We start from the raw sequence: 16,015 nt of genomic DNA on the forward strand, positions 1-16,015 counted from the left end.
CGGCTCGGAACCGGTTCGCCAGCCTCACTAGGCTTGCGCCATGACTCGTGTCCTGTCCGCCGTCGCCTGGCCGTACACCAACGGCCCGCGCCACATCGGCCACGTCGCCGGTTTCGGCGTGCCCTCCGACGTGTTCAGCCGGTTCATGCGGATGGCGGGCCACGACGTCCTGATGGTCAGCGGCACCGACGAGCACGGCACGCCGATCCTGGTGCTCGCCGACAACGAGGGCGTGCCCGCGCGGGAGCTCGTCGACAAGTACAACCAGGTGATCGTCGACGACCTGTGCGGCCTCGGGCTGTCCTACGACCTCTTCACCCGCACGACCACGGGCAACCACTACGCGGTGGTGCAGGAGATGTTCGAGACCTGCCGCCGCAACGGCTACATGGTCGAGGAGACCACGAAGACCGCGATCAGCCCGTCCACCGGCCGTACGCTCCCGGACCGCTACATCGAGGGCACCTGCCCGATCTGCAAGTACGCCGGGGCGCGCGGCGACCAGTGCGACAACTGCGGCAACCAGCTCGACCCGACCGACCTGATCGACCCGAAGTCGCGGATCAACGGGGAGACGCCGCAGTTCATCGACACCCAGCACTGGTTCCTCGACCTGCCCGCCCTCGCCGACGCGCTGGGGGAGTGGCTCGACCAGCGCGAGGCCACCGGCCTGTGGCGCCCCAACGTCATCAAGTTCAGCCAGAACATCCTCAAGGAGATCCGGCCGCGCGCGATGACGCGCGACATCGACTGGGGCATCCCCGTCCCCGGCTGGGAGGACCAGCCGACCAAGAGGCTCTACGTCTGGTTCGACGCGGTCATCGGCTATCTCTCCGCCTCGATCGAGTGGGCCCGCCGGCTGGGGGAGCCGGACAAGTGGCGCGAGTGGTGGAACGACGGCGACGCCGAGTCCTACTACTTCATGGGCAAGGACAACATCGTCTTCCACTCCCAGATCTGGCCCGCGGAGCTCCTCGCCTACAACGGCCAGGGCTCGCGCGGTGGTGACGCCGGGACCTTCGGCAGCCTCAACCTGCCGACCGAGGTGGTCTCCAGCGAGTTCCTCACCTTCGGCGACTCGCAGTTCTCCACCAGCCGCGGCAACGTCATCTACGTCGGCGACTTCCTCGCGCGCTACGGCCCCGACGCGCTGCGCTACTACATCTGCGCCGCCGGGCCGGAGACCTCCGACGCCGCCTTCACCTGGGCCGACTTCGTCACCCGCAACAACTCCGAGCTGGTGGCGGGCTGGGGCAACCTGGTCAACCGCACCGCGACGATGATCGCCAAGAGCTTCGGCGAGATCCCGCCCGCGGGAGCGCTCGAGGAGGTCGACGAGCAGGTGCTCGCGACCGTCCGCGGCGGCTTCGACACCGTGGGCGGCCTCGTCGAGAAGCACCGGCTGCGGGCCGCGATCGCCGAGGCGATGCGCGTGGTCGGCGAGGTGAACAAGTACCTCACCGTGACCGAGCCCTACAAGATGAAGGACGAGTCGCAGCGTGAGCGCCTCGGCACCGTCCTGCACGTCGCGGCCCAGTGCGTGAGCGACTGCAACACGCTCCTCTCCCCGTTCCTCCCGCACTCGGCCAACAAGGTGCACGCGGTGCTGGGCGGCGAGGGCGAGTTCATGCCGATGCCGCGCGTCGAGCAGGTGGACGAGCTCGAGCCCGGCAACGGCGCGGGCCACACGTCGTACTCGATCATCACCGGCGAGTACACCGGGACCCCCGCCTGGGAGTCGCGGCCCGTGACCGTCGGTGCGAAGGTCGACAAGCCGACGCCGGTCTTCACCAAGCTCGACCCCTCGGTGGTCGAGGAAGAGCTCGCCCGCGCGGGTGCCTGACTAGGCTCGGCACATGACCGCCGGAAGCACCGCCGAGATGTACCTGCCGCACTTCGTGGTGAAGCAGAAGCTCACCTTGATGGTCAACCGCTACGAGGTCTCCGAGTCCGACGAGGCCGGCAACCCGACGCGGCTCATGGCGCTCGCCGAGCAGAAGCGGATGGCCTTCAAGGAGCAGGTCACGTTCTTCTCCGACGCGAGCAAGGCGCGACCCGTGTTCGGCTTCAAGGCCCGCAAGAAGCTCGACCTCAATGCCGGCTACGACATCACCGACGAGTCCGGGGCGCAGATCGGGTTCTTCCGGAAGGACTTCGGCGCCTCGCTGCTGCGCTCCACCTTCCACATCGAGGGCCCGGGCTACACCGGCACCGGACAGGAGCGCAACCAGGTCGCCGGGCTGCTGCGCCGCTTCACGGAGCTCGACTTCATCCCGATCCACTTCGACTTCGTCGACTCCGCGGGCAGCCCGCTCTTCTCCGTCGAGCGCAAGATGTCCATCGGCGACCGCTACCGCGTCACCGTCCCGGACCAGCGGGTCGACTTCCGGGTGGCGGCCGCCGTCGCGGTGGGCCTCGACGCGCTCATGTCCCGCTAGTCCCCAGGAGGTCGTCATGCAGGTCGCAGTCCTCGGCACCGGCACGGTCGGTGCCACGCTCGCCCCACGACTCGCCGAGCTCGGCCACGTCGTACGCCTCGGCACGCGGGACCCGGCGGCGACCCGGGCGCGCGAGGGGTGGAGCGAGCTGCCAGGCGTCGAGCTGTGCACGTTCGCCGAGGCGACGGCGGGTGCCGACCTCGTCGTGCACGCCGGCAACGGCGCGAGTGCGCTCGACCTGCTCGCGCAGGCCGGCGACCTGGCCGGCGTCGTGCTCCTCGACATCTCCAACCCGCTCGACTTCTCCGCCGGGTTCCCGCCGACCTTGAGCGTCAAGGACACCGACTCGCTGGGGGAGCAGGTCCAGCGGGCCTTCCCCGAGGCGCGGGTGGTCAAGTCGCTCAACACCCTGACGGCCGAGCTGATGGCCCACCCCGACCTCCTCCCCGAGCCGACGAGCGTCTTCGTCAGCGGCGACGACGCCGACGCCAAGCGTCTCGTCACCGGCGTGCTGGCCGAGCTGGGCCACCGCGACGTGATCGACCTCGGCGGCATCGAGACCTCGCGCGGCGTGGAGATGTGGCTGCCGCTGTGGCTGCGCCTGATGGGGTCGCTGGGCACGGCCGAGTTCAACCTCAAGGTGGTGCGGGCGACGTGATGTACCCCGAGGTCCGTGCCGCGGTCGCCGCCGACACCGGCCCCGACCTCCGCGCGCCGGGCTTCGACCTCGCCGCCCACCGCGAGGAGGTGCGCCGGTTCAACCTGCGCCAGCCCCGCGAGGACGTCGCCTCGGTCGAGGACGTCGACGCCCACGGCGTGCCGTGCCGGCTGTTCACCCCCGCGGACCCGATGCCGGGGCTCGTCGTCCACGCCCACGGCGGTGGCTTCGTCCTCAACGACGTCGACGTCCACGACGGCATCTGCCGACGGATGGCCAACCGGGGCCGACGCGCGGTGCTGAGCGTGGACTACCGCCGCCCGCCCGAGGACCCGTTCCCCGCGGCCCCTGACGACCTCGACACCGTCGTGCGCTGGCTGCGCGACGGCCACGGTCCGCAGGGGCCGTACGCCGCCCACGGCGACTCCGCCGGCGGCAACCTCGCGCTGGTCGCGGCGCTGCGCAACCCCGGCTTCTTCCACGCCGTCGCGCTCGTCTACCCGTTCCTCGACCCGCGCAACAGCTTCCCGTCGTGGCAGGTTGGGGCGGCGTCGGGCTTCGACGCGTCCGAGGCGACCTGGTACTGGCAGCAGTACGCCCGCAGCGAGGCCGACTGGGACGACCCCGACCTCGCGCCGCTGCTGTCCGACCGGCTGCACACGCTCCCGCCGACCTTCGTCGCGACCGCGGAGGCCGACCCCCTGTGCGACGAGGGCGAGGAGCTCGCCCGTCGCATCGCCGAGTCCGGGGTCGAGACCGTCGGCATCCGCTGCCTCGGCCAGACCCACGGCTTCTGGCGGCACGCGCAGTTCACCGCGTCCGAGCCGCTGGTGCGGCAGGTGGCGGGCTGGCTCGACCTGCACCTCGGCTGAGTCGTGCCGGCCGTCGGCCGCTCGTACGACCGCGCGCCATGACGCTGCTGCGGGACGTCATGGCGACCGGTTGCCCGGACGACCGCGCGCCATGACGTGCCGCCCCTTCCGCGCTGACCGGGCGGCTCGGAACCGGCTGGGGGCCGCCTCGTGCGGCTCTGCCAGACTTCCTCCCATGCGCGTTCACCTCGGCTCCGACCATGCCGGCCTCGACCTGAAGGACCACCTCGTCACCTGGCTGGTCGACCAGGGCTACGAGATCGTGGACCACGGTCCCTTCGTCTACGACGCCTTCGACGACTACCCCTGCTTCTGCCTCCGGGCGGCAGAGGGCGTGGCGGCCGACCGGGCCGAGGGACTGGACAGCCTCGGCGTCGTGATCGGCGGCTCCGGCAACGGCGAGCAGATGGCGGCCAACAAGGTCGAGGGCATCCGCTGCGCCCTCGTCTGGTCCGAGGAGACCGCCGTGCTCGCGCGCGAGCACAACGACGCCAACGTCGTCTCCGTCGGCGGCCGGATGCACTCGCTCGAGGAGATGACCCGCTTCGTCGAGGTGTTCCTGACCACGCCGTTCTCCGGCGACGAGCGCCACGTGCGCCGCATCGGCCAGCTGACGACCTACGACGAGACGCAGGAGCTCCCGCCGCTGCCCGAGTCTGCCCTCCGCGGGCCGGATGCCTGAGGGGCACACCCTCCGCAAGCTGGCCGACGACCTCGCCGCTGCGTTCGCCGGTCGTGCCGTCCGGGTGACCTCGCCGCAGGGGCGCTTCGCCGCCGACGCGGAGCAGGTCGACGGCTCGCGCCTCGTCGGCGCCGAGTCCGCCGGCAAGCACCTGTTCGTCGAGCTCGAGGGCGAGCGCTACGTCCACGTCCACCTCGGCCTGATCGGACGCTTCGACGTCCACGTCCTCGACGCAGGAGAGGAGGTGCCGGCCCCGGTCGGAGCTGTACGCCTGCGCCTGGTCACCGTCGCAGGCCCGGGCGAGGCGGGCGACCCGCGCCCCCGGGCGTACGCGGACCTGCGCGGGGCGATCCTGTGCGACCTCGTCGGTCCGGCGAAGCGGGAGCAGGTGCTCGCCAGGCTCGGCCCGGACCCGCTGCGCGCCGACGCCGACCCCGACCTGGCCTGGCGGCGGATCTCGAGGAGTCCTCGCGCGATCGGCGACCTGCTGATGGACCAGAAGGTCCTCGCCGGGGTCGGCAACGTCTACCGAGCCGAGGTGCTGTTCCGGCACCGCATCCACCCGCTGCGTCCGGGCAACACCCTCCGCGTGGGTCAGTGGCAGGCGATGTGGGCCGACCTCGTCGAGCTCATGGCCGAGGGCGTGCGCACCGGCCGCATCGACACGGTGCGTCCCGAGCACACCCCGGAGGCGATGGGTCGCGAGCCGCGGCGCGACGACCACGGGGGCGAGGTGTACGTCTACCGCCGCACGTCGATGCCGTGCCTGGTCTGCACCAGCACCGTCCGCACGAGCGTGCTCGTCGGACGCAACGTCTTCTGGTGTCCGCAATGCCAGCCGAAGTTCCGCTCGCGGGCCGTACGATCTCCCAGCAAGGGGCCTGGCGCAGCGGGAGGAGCTCGGCCGTGAGTTCTCCATCGCTGGGCGCAGCCGTGGGACGGGTCGTCCCGCGGGGATCACGCGTGCTCGTCCTGCTCGTCGTGTCGACCGTCCTGATCGGCCTGGCCATCTGGCGCTTCGACGAGGACGCGCCGCTGGTGACCCTCCTGGTGCCGCTCGTCGTGTCGAGCCTCGTCCTCGGCCCACGGCAGCTGCCGTGGTTCGTCCTGTTCGTGCTGCTGGTGCTCGCGCTCGTCGTGCCCACCCAGGACATCAACCTGCGCATCTCGCTGACCGTCATCATCATCTTCGGCCTCGGCTTCCTCGTCCTGATGTCCTCCTTCCGCCGCTCGCGCCTCGGCGTCGCGGGCATCCAGGGCGAGACGATGTTCGTCGACCTGCGCGACCGGATCCTGCGCCAGGGCGGCATCCCGGACCTCCCCGACGAGTGGTACGCCGCCTCCGAGCTGCGGTCGGCCGGCGGCACCCCCTTCGCGGGCGACTTCGTCGTCGCCTCCCGGGTCGAGGGTCGCCTCGAGGTGGCCGTGGTCGACGTCTCCGGCAAGGGCCAGGGTGCGGGGACCCGGGCGCTGCTGCTCTGCGGGGCCATCGGCGGGCTGCTGAGCGCGTTGCCGCCGAGCGAGTTCCTGGCCGGCGCCAACCGGTTCCTGCTCCAGCAGGACTGGGACGAGGGGTTCGCGACCGCGATCCACCTCTCCCTCGACCTCGAGACCGGCCACTACGACATCCGCAGCGCCGGCCACCCGCCCGCCGCCCTGCGCCACGCGGGCTCGGGGCGCTGGGAGGTCCTCGAGTCCGAGGGGCCGATCCTGGGCCTCATCGACGACGCCGACTTCCCGCCGACGTCGGGGGAGATGCGCCACGGCGACGCCCTGCTGCTCTACACCGACGGCATGGTCGAGACGCGCAACCGCGACATCGCCCTCGGCATCGACCGGATGCTCGGCCAGGCCGAGCACCTCCTGCGGGGTCAGTTCGAGGGAGGGGCCACCCGGCTCGTCGAGGCCCTCGGCTCGCGCAACGACGACCGCGCGCTGCTGCTCGTCCACCGCCGCTGACCCTCGCGAGCCGGTTGCGGCGCACGCTCGCGGGTGTGGCACGATGACACCCGCACCGGCGACCACGACGTCGTCGGGACGCGCGCGGATGTAGCTCAATGGTAGAGCCCCAGTCTTCCAAACTGGCTACGCGGGTTCGATTCCCGTCATCCGCTCCAAGCAGGCTCCCGCGTCACCCGCTCGAGGCGCGCAGGGCCCGTTTGGCGGGGCGTAGCGTAGTGGCTAGCGCGCCTGCTTTGGGAGCAGGAGATCGCAGGTTCGAGTCCTGTCGCCCCGACCCACCTGTCCCTCCCGTCGCCTCCTGTCGCCTCCTGTCCCAGGCGTTGCGGCACCGCGCGGGCGTGATTCGGCGTGTGCCCACGGCGTCGATAGACTCATCGGGTTTGCGGTCGCCGGGCTCGTGCCCGGGCGCTGCCGCACGTCACCCCACGACCATCAGCATCAGGAGACATTTGTGAAGAGCGCCGTCGAGACCTTGAGCCCGACCCGGGCCAAGCTGACCGTCGAGGTGCCCTTCGAGGAGCTCAAGCCGAGCCTCGACGCGGCGTACCAGAAGATCGCGAAGCAGATCAACGTCCCGGGCTTCCGCCGCGGCAAGGTCCCGCCCGCGGTCATCGACCGCCAGATCGGTCGCGGCCCGGTCCTCGACGAGGCGATCAACGCCGTCGTCCCGCAGCAGTACATGGCCGCCCTGCAGGAGCACGACCTCGAGCCCCTCGCCCAGCCGGAGATCGAGGTGACGAAGTTCGAGGACAACGAGTCCCTCGAGTTCACCGCCGAGGTCGACGTGAAGCCCGACTTCGAGCTGCCCTCCTACGACGGCCTCGAGGCCAGCGTGGACGACGTCGAGATCTCCGACGCCGACGTCGAGGAGCAGGTCGAGGCGCTGCGTGAGCGTTTCGGCACCCTGGTTCCCGTCGAGCGCGCGGCCGCCGACGGCGACTTCGTGACGATCGACCTGGTCGCGGCCAAGGACGGCGAGACCGTCGAGGGCGGCGAGGTCACCGGCATGTCCTACAAGGTCGGCCGCGGCGGCATGATCGACGGCCTCGACGAGGCGCTCGCCGGGATGTCCGCCGGCGAGGAGAGGACCTTCGACTCCGAGCTCGTCGGTGGCGACCTGGTCGGCGAGCCGGTCCAGGTGACCGTCAAGGTCTCCGCCGTGCAGGAGCAGCAGCTGCCCGAGTACGACGACGAGTTCGCCCAGCTCGCCTCGGAGTTCGACACCGCCGAGGAGCTCACCGCCGACGTGCGCGAGCGCCTGGGCCGCGGCAAGCGCCTCGAGCAGGCCGCCGCCGCCCGCGACGCCGTCCTCGAGGCCCTGCTGGAGAAGGTCGAGATCCCGCTGCCCGAGGTCATGGTGACCGACGAGCTCAACGCCCGCCGCGCCAACGTCGAGCAGCAGCTCGGCTTCGCCGGCATCACCATGGAGAAGTACCTCGAGGACGAGGGCCAGACCCAGGAGGAGTTCGAGGCCGACCTCGAGCGCCGGGTCCGCGACGCCGTCGCCGCCCAGTTCATCCTCGACAAGATCGCCAAGAAGGAGGAGTTCGGCATCGACCAGGCCGAGCTCTCCGAGCACCTCGTGCGGCGCGCCCAGCAGTCCGGCCAGGACCCGCAGGAGTTCGCCAACCACATGTTCGAGCACAACCACATCCCCGAGCTCGTGCAGGAGATCCTGCGCGGCAAGGCGCTCGCGACGATCGTGGAGGCTGCGACCGTCAAGGACGCCTCCGGCAACGTGGTCGAGCTGAAGAACCTGCGTCCCGACGGCACCATCGGTGAGCCCGTCGACGAGGCTCCCGCGGACGCCGCGGCTGCCGAGGAGACCACGGAGGACTCCACGGAGGACTCCGAGAAGGCCTGACCTGCACCACGCGCGACGGCGCTCGTCCCTCCGGGGGCGGGCGCCGTTCGTCGTCCCGCGAGCTCGTCAGCCTCGTCGGACGTGCCCAGCACACGAATCCGCTGTGGGCGAACAGGGTGGGTTCGCGCGTGGAAGTGTCCGACCTTCCGGCTAGTGTCGCCAGCGTGAACCAGAACTCCAGCCCAGCCCTCTCGCCCGAGATGAACGGCGCCGGTGGGATGTATGGCCTCGACGACCACATCTACCAGCGCCTCCTCCGTGAGCGCATCGTCTTCCTCGGCTCAGAGGTGCGCGACCAGAACGCCAACGCGATCTGCGCGCAGCTCCTCCTGCTGTCCGCGGAGGACCCGGAGGCCGACATCTTCCTCCACATCAACAGCCCCGGCGGTTCCGTCGACGCCGGCATGGCGATCTACGACACGATGAACTACATCCCCAACGACGTGGCGACCGTCGGCATGGGCCTGGCGGCGTCGATGGGCCAGTTCCTGCTCTGCGCCGGCACCAAGGGCAAGCGCTACGCCCTGCCCCACGCGCGCATCATGATGCACCAGCCCTCCTCGGGCATGGGCGGCTCGGCCTCCGACATCAAGATCCAGGCCCAGCAGTCGCTCCACATCAAGAAGGTGCTGCTCGACCTGATCGCCGAGCACACCGGCCAGACCGTCGAGCAGGTCGTCGCCGACGCCGACCGTGACCGGTGGTTCACCGCCGACCAGGCCGTCGAGTACGGCCTCGTCGACCAGGTCATCACCAGCGCCCGCGAAGCCGCTGACGAGGGCCGCCCGGCCCGCCAATCCGGTTCGACGCAGAAGGACTGAACATGAACTACTACATCCCCCAGTGGGAAGAGCGGACCTCCTACGGTTTCCGCCGCATCGACCCCTACGCCAAGCTGTTCGAGGAGCGCATCATCTACCTCGGCACGCCGATCAGCGACGACGTGGCCAACGCGGTCATCGCCCAGCTGATGTGCCTGGAGACGATGAACCCCGACACCGACATCAGCATCTACATCAACAGCCCCGGCGGCTCGTTCACCGCGCTGACCGCGATCTACGACACGATGCGCTTCATCAAGCCCGACGTGCAGACCGTGTGCCTGGGCCAGGCGGCCTCCGCGGCGGCGATCCTGCTGGGCGCCGGCGCCAAGGGCAAGCGGATGGCGCTGCCCAACAGCCGCATCCTGATCCACCAGCCCTACACCGAGGGCACGTTCGGCCAGACCTCCGACATCGAGATCCAGGCCAACGAGATCCTGCGCATGCGCGAGCTCCTGGAGCAGATGATCGCCGACTCGAGCGGCAAGAGCATCGAACAGGTCAGCTCTGACATCGAGCGCGACAAGATCCTGACCGCCGAGCAGGCGGTCGAGTACGGCCTGATCGACCAGGTGATCGAGTCGCGCAAGGGCACGCCCGCCCTCGCCTGAGTGCGAAAATGAGGGTCCCCGACATCTCGTGTCCGGCCCCCGCAAGGGGCCGGCACGGGGTACCGTCGTGGGGCTCGTCGCAAGGCAGCACAGTGCAAGGTGTGAAGTGCCGGAGCCCCCATCCGGCGAGACTGGAGGACACGACTCGTGGCACGTATCGGTGACGGCGGCGACCTGCTGAAGTGCAACTTCTGTGGCAAGAGCCAGAAGCAGGTCAAGAAGCTCATCGCTGGCCCCAACGTCTACATCTGCGATGAGTGCATCGAGCTCTGCAACGAGATCATCGAGGAGGAGCTCGCCGAGGGCTCCGAGGTGAGCCTCGAGGAGCTCCCGAAGCCTCGCGAGATCTTCGAGTTCCTCAACTCCTACGTCATCGGCCAGGAGCACGCCAAGAAGTCCCTCGCCGTCGCGGTCTACAACCACTACAAGCGCGTCCAGGCCGGCCTCCAGCCGGTCTCCGGCAAGGCCAAGGACGACGTGGTCGAGGTCGCCAAGTCCAACATCCTCGTCATCGGACCGACCGGGTGCGGCAAGACCTACCTCGCCCAGACACTCGCCCGGATGCTCAACGTCCCGTTCGCCATCGCCGACGCGACGGCCCTCACCGAGGCCGGCTACGTCGGCGAGGACGTCGAGAACATCCTCCTCAAGCTCATCCAGGCCGCCGACTACGACGTCAAGAAGGCCGAGACGGGCATCATCTACATCGACGAGATCGACAAGGTGGCCCGCAAGGCGGAGAACCCCTCGATCACGCGCGACGTCTCCGGTGAGGGAGTCCAGCAGGCGCTGCTCAAGATGCTGGAGGGCACGACCGCGTCGGTGCCTCCGCAGGGCGGTCGCAAGCACCCGCACCAGGAGTTCATCCAGATCGACACCACCAACATCCTCTTCATCGTCGGTGGCGCCTTCGCCGGCCTCGAGCAGATCATCGAGCAGCGCGTGGGCAAGAAGTCCCTCGGCTTCACCGCCGAGGTGCGCGGTGCCGCCGAGCGCGAGGCCGACGACCTGCTCGCCCAGGTCCGCCCCGAGGACCTCACCAAGTTCGGGCTCATCCCCGAGTTCATCGGTCGCCTGCCGCTGATCGCCAGCGTGAGCAAGCTCGACCGCGAGGCGCTGGTGCAGATCCTCACCGAGCCGCGCAACGCGCTCGTCAAGCAGTACCAGAAGCTCTTCGACCTCGACGGTGTCGAGCTCGAGTTCACCGACGAGGCCATCGACTCGATCGCCGATGCCGCCCTCGAGCGCGGCACCGGTGCTCGCGGCCTGCGCGCCATCATCGAGGAGGTGCTCCTCTACGTGATGTACGACGTCCCGTCGCGTGGCGACGTCGCCAAGGTGATCGTCACCCGCGAGACCGTCGAGGACGACGTCGCCCCGACCCTGGTGCTCCGCGAGTCCGAGGGACGCAAGAAGAAGTCCGCCTGACCCACCGGCCCCACCGGCCCACGTGGCCCGTTGTGACCATGCCGACCTAGTCCTTTCGGACTATTCCGGGCCATGGACGTGGGACACGCGTCATGGCCCGGGGAGACTGGCGTCTCGTCTGCATGTGGGAAGGGGACCCGGTGGGGGTTGACCAGAAGCGGCCACTCGTGGGGTTCGCTCTCGTGGCGGTGCTCTGTGCCGTCCTGATGTCGCTGTCCGTCAGTCGCGGCTTCGGCCTCGACGACCTCGTCCAGCCCGGCAAGCCCATCGCTGCGCCGGTCGAGCAGAGCCCGGCCGCTCCGCCCGTCGACGTGGTCGCCGACGAGGCGCCCGTCAGCATCCCCGAGGAGCTGAGCGCCCAGCCGCTGGAGGCGATCGTCGCCGCCGCCCCGGCCCCCGCGGCAGAGCAGGCAACCGGTCAGGCAGCGACCCGGACGGCCGGGCAGCCCGCCCAGCAGACCACCGCCGTCGCGTCGGACACCAAGGACGCTGCGAAGGCGGACCGCAAGGCCGACCGTGAGGCGGCGAAGGCTGCGCGCAAGGCCGACCGTGAGGCGGCGAAGGCTGCGCGCAAGGCCGACCGTGAGGCGGCGAAGGCTGCCCGCAAGGCCGACCGTGAGGCGGCGAAGGCTGCCCGCAAGGCCGACCGCGAGGCGGCCAAGGCTGCCCGCAAGGCAGACCGCGAGGCGGCCAAGGCTGCCCGCAAGGCAGACCGCGAGGCGGCCAGGGCGGCCGGCCACGCCGCCAAGAGCCACGCCAACGGTCACGCCAACGGTCACGCCAAGAACTGATCCCACGGCCTGTCGGACAGGACGAAGGCCGGCTGCACCGGCCCCGTGAGCGTACGGCTCACGACGACCGGCCCCTTCCTCCTGTCCGACACGCCGGGCGGCGTGGTGCGTCAGTCCTCGGTGGGCGCCAGCTCGGCGGTCACCTTCAGCTCCGTGGCCGAGTCGTCGGCGACGAAGTCGAGGTCACCGACGATGGTGCCCACGGCGCGGAGGTCGTCCTGCGCCTGCTGGGCGGCCTCGATCAGCGTGGTCGGGCCGGTGATCACGACGCGGGAGAGGGGCGCGCGCATCTTGGCCTTGGCCTGCGACTTCGCACCGCGGATGCCGGTGAGGGCAGCGGCCACGGCGTCGAGCACCAGGGGCTGCGAGGCCGCGGCGGAGCCGAGGTCGGCGGCCGTGGGCCAGGCCGCGTGGTGGATCGACCCGTCCTGCCACCACGACCAGACCTCCTCGGTCGCGTACGGCAGGAACGGCGCGAGCAGCCGCAGCTGGACGTGCAGCGCGATCGCCAGCGTGGCGCGGGCCGAGTCCGTGCCCTGTCCGCCCTCGGAGTCGTACGCACGCTCCTTGACGAGCTCGAGGTAGTCGTCGCAGAACTCCCAGAAGAACTTCTCGGTGACCTCGAGCGCGGTCGTGTAGTCGTAGGCGTCGAACGCCTCGGTCGCCCGACGGACGACGACCTCGAGGCGGCCCAGCAGGGCGCAGTCGACCGGGGCGCTGACGGCGGCCGGGCTGAGCTCGGTGGCGCCGACGTTGCCGAGGACGAACTTCGAGGCGTTGAGGACCTTCATCGCGAGCCGGCGCCCGACCTTCATCTGCGACTCGTCGAACGGCGAGTCGAGGCCCGGCCGGCCGATCGCGGCACGCCAGCGGACGGCGTCCGCGCCGTACTTGTCGAGGATGTCGGTCGGGACGACGACGTTGCCCTTGGACTTCGACATCTTCTTGCGGTCGGGGTCGACGATGAAGCCCGAGATCATCGCGTGCGACCACGGCACGACCTGGTGCTCGTAGTCGGCGCGGACGACCCGCGAGAACAGCCAGGTCCGGATGATGTCGTGGGCCTGGGTGGCCAGGTCGTAGGGGAAGACCCGCGAGAAGAGGTCGTCGTCGACCTCCCACATGCCCGCGATCTGCGGGGTGAGCGACGACGTCGCCCACGTGTCCATCACGTCGGGGTCGCCGACGAAGCCGCCGGGCTTGCCGCGCTGGTCCTCGGTGTAGCCCTCGGGCGCCTGGGTCGACGGGTCGACCGGCAGCTGGCCCTCGCTCGGCATCAGCGGGTGGTCGTGGTCGGGCTCGCCGTCCGCGTCGAGCGGGTACCAGACCGGGAACGGGATGCCGAAGAACCGCTGGCGCGAGATCAGCCAGTCGCCGTTGAGGCCGCCGACCCAGTTGTCGTAGCGGTGCTTCATGTGCGCGGGGATCCAGGTGATCTCCTCGCCGCGGACGAGCATCTCCTTGCGGAGCGCGGCGTCCTTGCCGCCGTTCTTGATGTACCACTGGCGGGTGGCGACGATCTCGAGCGGCTTGTCACCCTTCTCGTAGAAGTTCGCCATGCGCTGGGTCGGCTTCGGCTCGCCGTCGAGGTCGCCCGACTCGCGGAGCAGGCCGACCATCGCCTCGCGGGCGCTGAAGGTCGTCTTGCCGGCCATCTCGGCGTACGCCGTGGCGGCGGGCTCGGCGGACAGCCACTCGGGAGTCTCGCGCGTGAGCCGCCCGTCGCGTCCGACGACCGTGCGGATCGGCAGGCTGAGCTCGCGCCACCACATCACGTCGGTCAGGTCGCCGAAGGTGCAGCACATCGCGATGCCGGCGCCCTTGTCGGGCTCGGCCGCGGGGTGCGCGAGGACCGGGATCTCGACGCCGAAGACCGGCGAGGTGACCGTGGTGCCGAAGACGTCCTGGTAGCGCTCGTCGTCGGGGTGCGCGATCAGGGCGACGACGCTCGGGATCAGCTCGGGACGGGTGGTCTCGATGTGGATGGGGCGGCCGTCCGGCTTGTGGAAGGCGACGCGGTGGTAGGCGCCGGGGTAGTCGCGGGCCTCGAGCTCGGCCTGCGCGACCGCGGTCTGGAAGGTGACGTCCCAGAGCGTCGGCGCCTCGGAGAGGTACGCCTCGCCGCGGGCGTAGTTGCGCAGGAAGGCCCGCTGGCTGACCGTGCGGGAGTGGTCGCCGATCGTCGTGTAGGTCGGGTTCCACTGGACCGAGAGGCCCAGCTGGCGCCACAGCGCCTCGAAGGCCTTCTCGTCCTCGACGACGAGCTGCTCGCACAGCTCGATGAAGTTGGGCCGGCTGATCGAGACCTGCTTCTTGGGGTCGGGCTTCTCCGGAGGGGTGAAGTCGGGGTCGTAGGGCAGGGTCGGGTCGCAGCGGACACCGAAGTAGTTCTGCACGCGCCGCTCGGTCGGCAGGCCGTTGTCGTCCCAGCCGATCGGGTAGAAGACGGCCTTGCCCTGCATCCGCTGGTAGCGCGCGATCAGGTCGGTGTGGCTGTAGGAGTAGACGTGGCCGACGTGCAGCGAGCCGCTGACGGTCGGCGGGGGAGTGTCGATCGAGTAGACGTTCTCCCGGGGCTGGGTGCGGTCGAAGGCGTAGGTGTCGTTGTCGGCCCACGCCCGCGACCACTTGTCCTCCAGACCCTCGAGCGCCGGACGCTCCGGTACGACGACGGCACGCTGGTCGGTGCTCGCTGTCGTCGGACCAGTGTCCGGGGCCTGGGTGCTGGGGTTCTCAGTCATGCTCTGAGTCTATTGACGGGCCTCCGGCCTGCGAAAACGAGTATCGGCGCGGCCCGTCCGCGCCCTAGCGTCCCGGTATGGACCACGACCTCGGCGGCGCGTACGCACTGGAGTTCTTCGACGACCCGCGGCCCTTCCTCGACGCGGCCGGGCAGCTCCTCGGGACCGACCCCGTGCTCGGGAGCGTCATCGCCAGCGTGAGCGAGCGGACCGCCCGGGAGCTGGCCGACGGCCACGACTCGTGGGCCGGGGTCGGCGCACCGTTCGAGCGCTGGTGGCTCGTCGTGCGCGACCCCGCCGGCGAGGCCGTCAGCGCCGTCATGCGCACCGCGCCGTTCAAGCCCCACCCGACGTTCGCGATGCCCATGCCGGACGCCGCCGCTCGCGCGCTCGCAGTGGCGCTGCACGAGCGGGGCGAGCACCTCGGCGGGGCCAACGGTGCGCTGCCGGGCGCGGAGGTGCTGGCCCGCGCCACCGCCGAGCTGACCGGCGGTGAGCTGGTCGTCGACAAGGGCACGCGACTGTGGGAGGCCACGTCGGTCGAGGTGCCTCCGGCGCCGGAGGGACGGCTGCGGCTCGCGACGGAGGACGACGCTGCCCTCGTGCTCGCGTGGTTCACCGCGTTCCACGAGGAGGCCGACGAGCAGGCCGGGCGCGAGCCCGACCCGACCTCGGGGGAGCACAACACGCTCGACAGCGTGCTGGTCCGGATCCGCGAGGGTGTCGAGTGGCTGTGGGAGCTGCCCGACGGCACGGTCGCCCACCTGACGGGCGCCGGGCTCCCGTCGTACGGCGTCTCCCGGATCGGCCCGGTCTACACGCCCCGCGAGCACCGTGGGCGGGGCATCGCGTCGTACGTCGTGGGCGAGCTGACCCGACGCGGGCTCGAGGCCGGGCACCGGATGTGCCTGTTCACCGACCGGGACAACCCGACGTCGAACAAGATCTACGCCGCGCTCGGCTACGAGCCCGTGGTCGACATGGCCGAGCACCTCGTCAGGCGTCCGGCGACGCCCTAGCTGTACCCGGCCAGGACGTTGGTAGCAGCGAGCCTGGTTGAACGAGCGAGAACCTCCGAGTGGGATGTGGCTTGTCTAAGGCCCACGCCCAACCGGAGGTTCTCGTGTCCCACGGTAATGCCCGGCTG

At 70.5% G+C, this 16,015-nt stretch carries 14 protein-coding genes and 2 tRNA genes; 15 read left to right on the forward strand and 1 reads right to left on the reverse strand.

All coding sequences use genetic code 11. The annotated features are described in order from the left end of the window. Positions 1-40 precede the first annotated feature (40 nt). From metG to IEZ24_RS21030, 14 genes are all read left to right on the forward strand, one after another. Positions 41-1,843, forward strand: a complete 1,803-nt coding sequence (gene metG, locus IEZ24_RS20965) for a methionine--tRNA ligase (RefSeq protein WP_129457031.1) — start codon at positions 41-43, stop codon at positions 1,841-1,843. Between the two features lie 13 nt (positions 1,844-1,856). Continuing rightward, positions 1,857-2,438: an LURP-one-related/scramblase family protein gene (locus tag IEZ24_RS20970; RefSeq protein WP_224745660.1), complete on the forward strand. Its 582-nt coding sequence runs from the start codon at positions 1,857-1,859 to the stop codon at positions 2,436-2,438. A gap of 16 nt (positions 2,439-2,454) precedes the next feature. Further along, positions 2,455-3,096: an NADPH-dependent F420 reductase gene (locus IEZ24_RS20975; RefSeq protein ID WP_129457030.1), complete on the forward strand. Its 642-nt coding sequence runs from the start codon at positions 2,455-2,457 to the stop codon at positions 3,094-3,096. Further along, positions 3,096-3,968: an alpha/beta hydrolase gene (locus IEZ24_RS20980; RefSeq protein WP_224745663.1), complete on the forward strand. Its 873-nt coding sequence runs from the start codon at positions 3,096-3,098 to the stop codon at positions 3,966-3,968. The genes IEZ24_RS20975 and IEZ24_RS20980 overlap by 1 nt, the downstream gene beginning before the upstream one ends. Before the next feature lie 175 nt (positions 3,969-4,143). Further along, complete coding sequence (locus tag IEZ24_RS20985) at positions 4,144-4,650, forward strand: ribose-5-phosphate isomerase (protein ID WP_129457028.1); 507 nt, start codon at positions 4,144-4,146, stop codon at positions 4,648-4,650. Beyond that, positions 4,643-5,560, forward strand: coding sequence for an Fpg/Nei family DNA glycosylase (locus IEZ24_RS20990; protein WP_129457027.1), 918 nt, complete (start codon positions 4,643-4,645; stop codon positions 5,558-5,560). Before IEZ24_RS20985 ends, IEZ24_RS20990 begins: the two co-directional genes overlap by 8 nt. Continuing rightward, the gene (locus IEZ24_RS20995; protein WP_242498623.1) at positions 5,557-6,609 is read left to right on the forward strand and encodes a PP2C family protein-serine/threonine phosphatase; all 1,053 of its coding nucleotides are present in this window, start codon (positions 5,557-5,559) and stop codon (positions 6,607-6,609) included. Before IEZ24_RS20990 ends, IEZ24_RS20995 begins: the two co-directional genes overlap by 4 nt. Positions 6,610-6,693: 84 nt before the next feature. Then, positions 6,694-6,767 (forward strand) — tRNA-Gly (locus IEZ24_RS21000). A gap of 46 nt (positions 6,768-6,813) precedes the next feature. Further along, positions 6,814-6,886, forward strand: a tRNA-Pro gene (locus IEZ24_RS21005). A gap of 177 nt (positions 6,887-7,063) precedes the next feature. Next, the gene (tig, locus tag IEZ24_RS21010) at positions 7,064-8,476 is read left to right on the forward strand and encodes a trigger factor (RefSeq protein ID WP_129457025.1); all 1,413 of its coding nucleotides are present in this window, start codon (positions 7,064-7,066) and stop codon (positions 8,474-8,476) included. A 200-nt stretch (positions 8,477-8,676) separates the two neighbouring features. After that, positions 8,677-9,297, forward strand: a complete 621-nt coding sequence (locus IEZ24_RS21015) for an ATP-dependent Clp protease proteolytic subunit (RefSeq protein ID WP_129457048.1) — start codon at positions 8,677-8,679, stop codon at positions 9,295-9,297. Positions 9,298-9,299: 2 nt separating this feature from the next. Beyond that, positions 9,300-9,908, forward strand: a complete 609-nt coding sequence (locus tag IEZ24_RS21020; protein ID WP_129457024.1) for an ATP-dependent Clp protease proteolytic subunit — start codon at positions 9,300-9,302, stop codon at positions 9,906-9,908. A 147-nt stretch (positions 9,909-10,055) separates the two neighbouring features. Continuing rightward, a complete protein-coding gene (gene clpX / locus IEZ24_RS21025; RefSeq protein ID WP_129457023.1) occupies positions 10,056-11,336 on the forward strand; it encodes an ATP-dependent Clp protease ATP-binding subunit ClpX in 1,281 nt (426 codons plus the stop codon). A 167-nt stretch (positions 11,337-11,503) separates the two neighbouring features. After that, positions 11,504-12,127, forward strand: coding sequence for a hypothetical protein (locus IEZ24_RS21030; RefSeq protein WP_191192895.1), 624 nt, complete (start codon positions 11,504-11,506; stop codon positions 12,125-12,127). 110 nt (positions 12,128-12,237) lie between these two features. Here the strand turns inward: IEZ24_RS21030 and valS are convergent, their stop codons facing one another. Beyond that, positions 12,238-14,868: a valine--tRNA ligase gene (gene valS / locus IEZ24_RS21035; RefSeq protein ID WP_129457022.1), complete on the reverse strand. Its 2,631-nt coding sequence runs from the start codon at positions 14,866-14,868 to the stop codon at positions 12,238-12,240. Between the two features lie 77 nt (positions 14,869-14,945). Between valS and IEZ24_RS21040 the strand changes: the two genes are divergently transcribed. Further along, the gene (locus IEZ24_RS21040; protein ID WP_129457021.1) at positions 14,946-15,887 is read left to right on the forward strand and encodes a GNAT family N-acetyltransferase; all 942 of its coding nucleotides are present in this window, start codon (positions 14,946-14,948) and stop codon (positions 15,885-15,887) included. The last annotated feature ends 128 nt before the right edge of the window (positions 15,888-16,015 follow it).

Source organism: Nocardioides ganghwensis (assembly GCF_014779655.1).
Lineage (GTDB): Bacteria > Actinomycetota > Actinomycetes > Propionibacteriales > Nocardioidaceae > Nocardioides > Nocardioides ganghwensis.

Bases quoted from the DNA above. Each gene is read 5' to 3' on its own strand.
- valS (WP_129457022.1), bottom strand. From the start codon at position 14,868: ATGACTGAGAACCCCAGCACCCAGGCCCCGGACACTGGTCCGACGACA.
- metG (WP_129457031.1), top strand. From the start codon at position 41: ATGACTCGTGTCCTGTCCGCCGTCGCCTGGCCGTACACCAACGGCCCG.
- IEZ24_RS20985 (WP_129457028.1), top strand. From the start codon at position 4,144: ATGCGCGTTCACCTCGGCTCCGACCATGCCGGCCTCGACCTGAAGGAC.
- IEZ24_RS20980 (WP_224745663.1), top strand. From the start codon at position 3,096: ATGTACCCCGAGGTCCGTGCCGCGGTCGCCGCCGACACCGGCCCCGAC.
- IEZ24_RS21015 (WP_129457048.1), top strand. From the start codon at position 8,677: ATGAACGGCGCCGGTGGGATGTATGGCCTCGACGACCACATCTACCAG.
- IEZ24_RS20975 (WP_129457030.1), top strand. From the start codon at position 2,455: ATGCAGGTCGCAGTCCTCGGCACCGGCACGGTCGGTGCCACGCTCGCC.
- IEZ24_RS20970 (WP_224745660.1), top strand. From the start codon at position 1,857: ATGACCGCCGGAAGCACCGCCGAGATGTACCTGCCGCACTTCGTGGTG.
- IEZ24_RS21020 (WP_129457024.1), top strand. From the start codon at position 9,300: ATGAACTACTACATCCCCCAGTGGGAAGAGCGGACCTCCTACGGTTTC.
- IEZ24_RS21040 (WP_129457021.1), top strand. From the start codon at position 14,946: ATGGACCACGACCTCGGCGGCGCGTACGCACTGGAGTTCTTCGACGAC.
- IEZ24_RS20990 (WP_129457027.1), top strand. From the start codon at position 4,643: ATGCCTGAGGGGCACACCCTCCGCAAGCTGGCCGACGACCTCGCCGCT.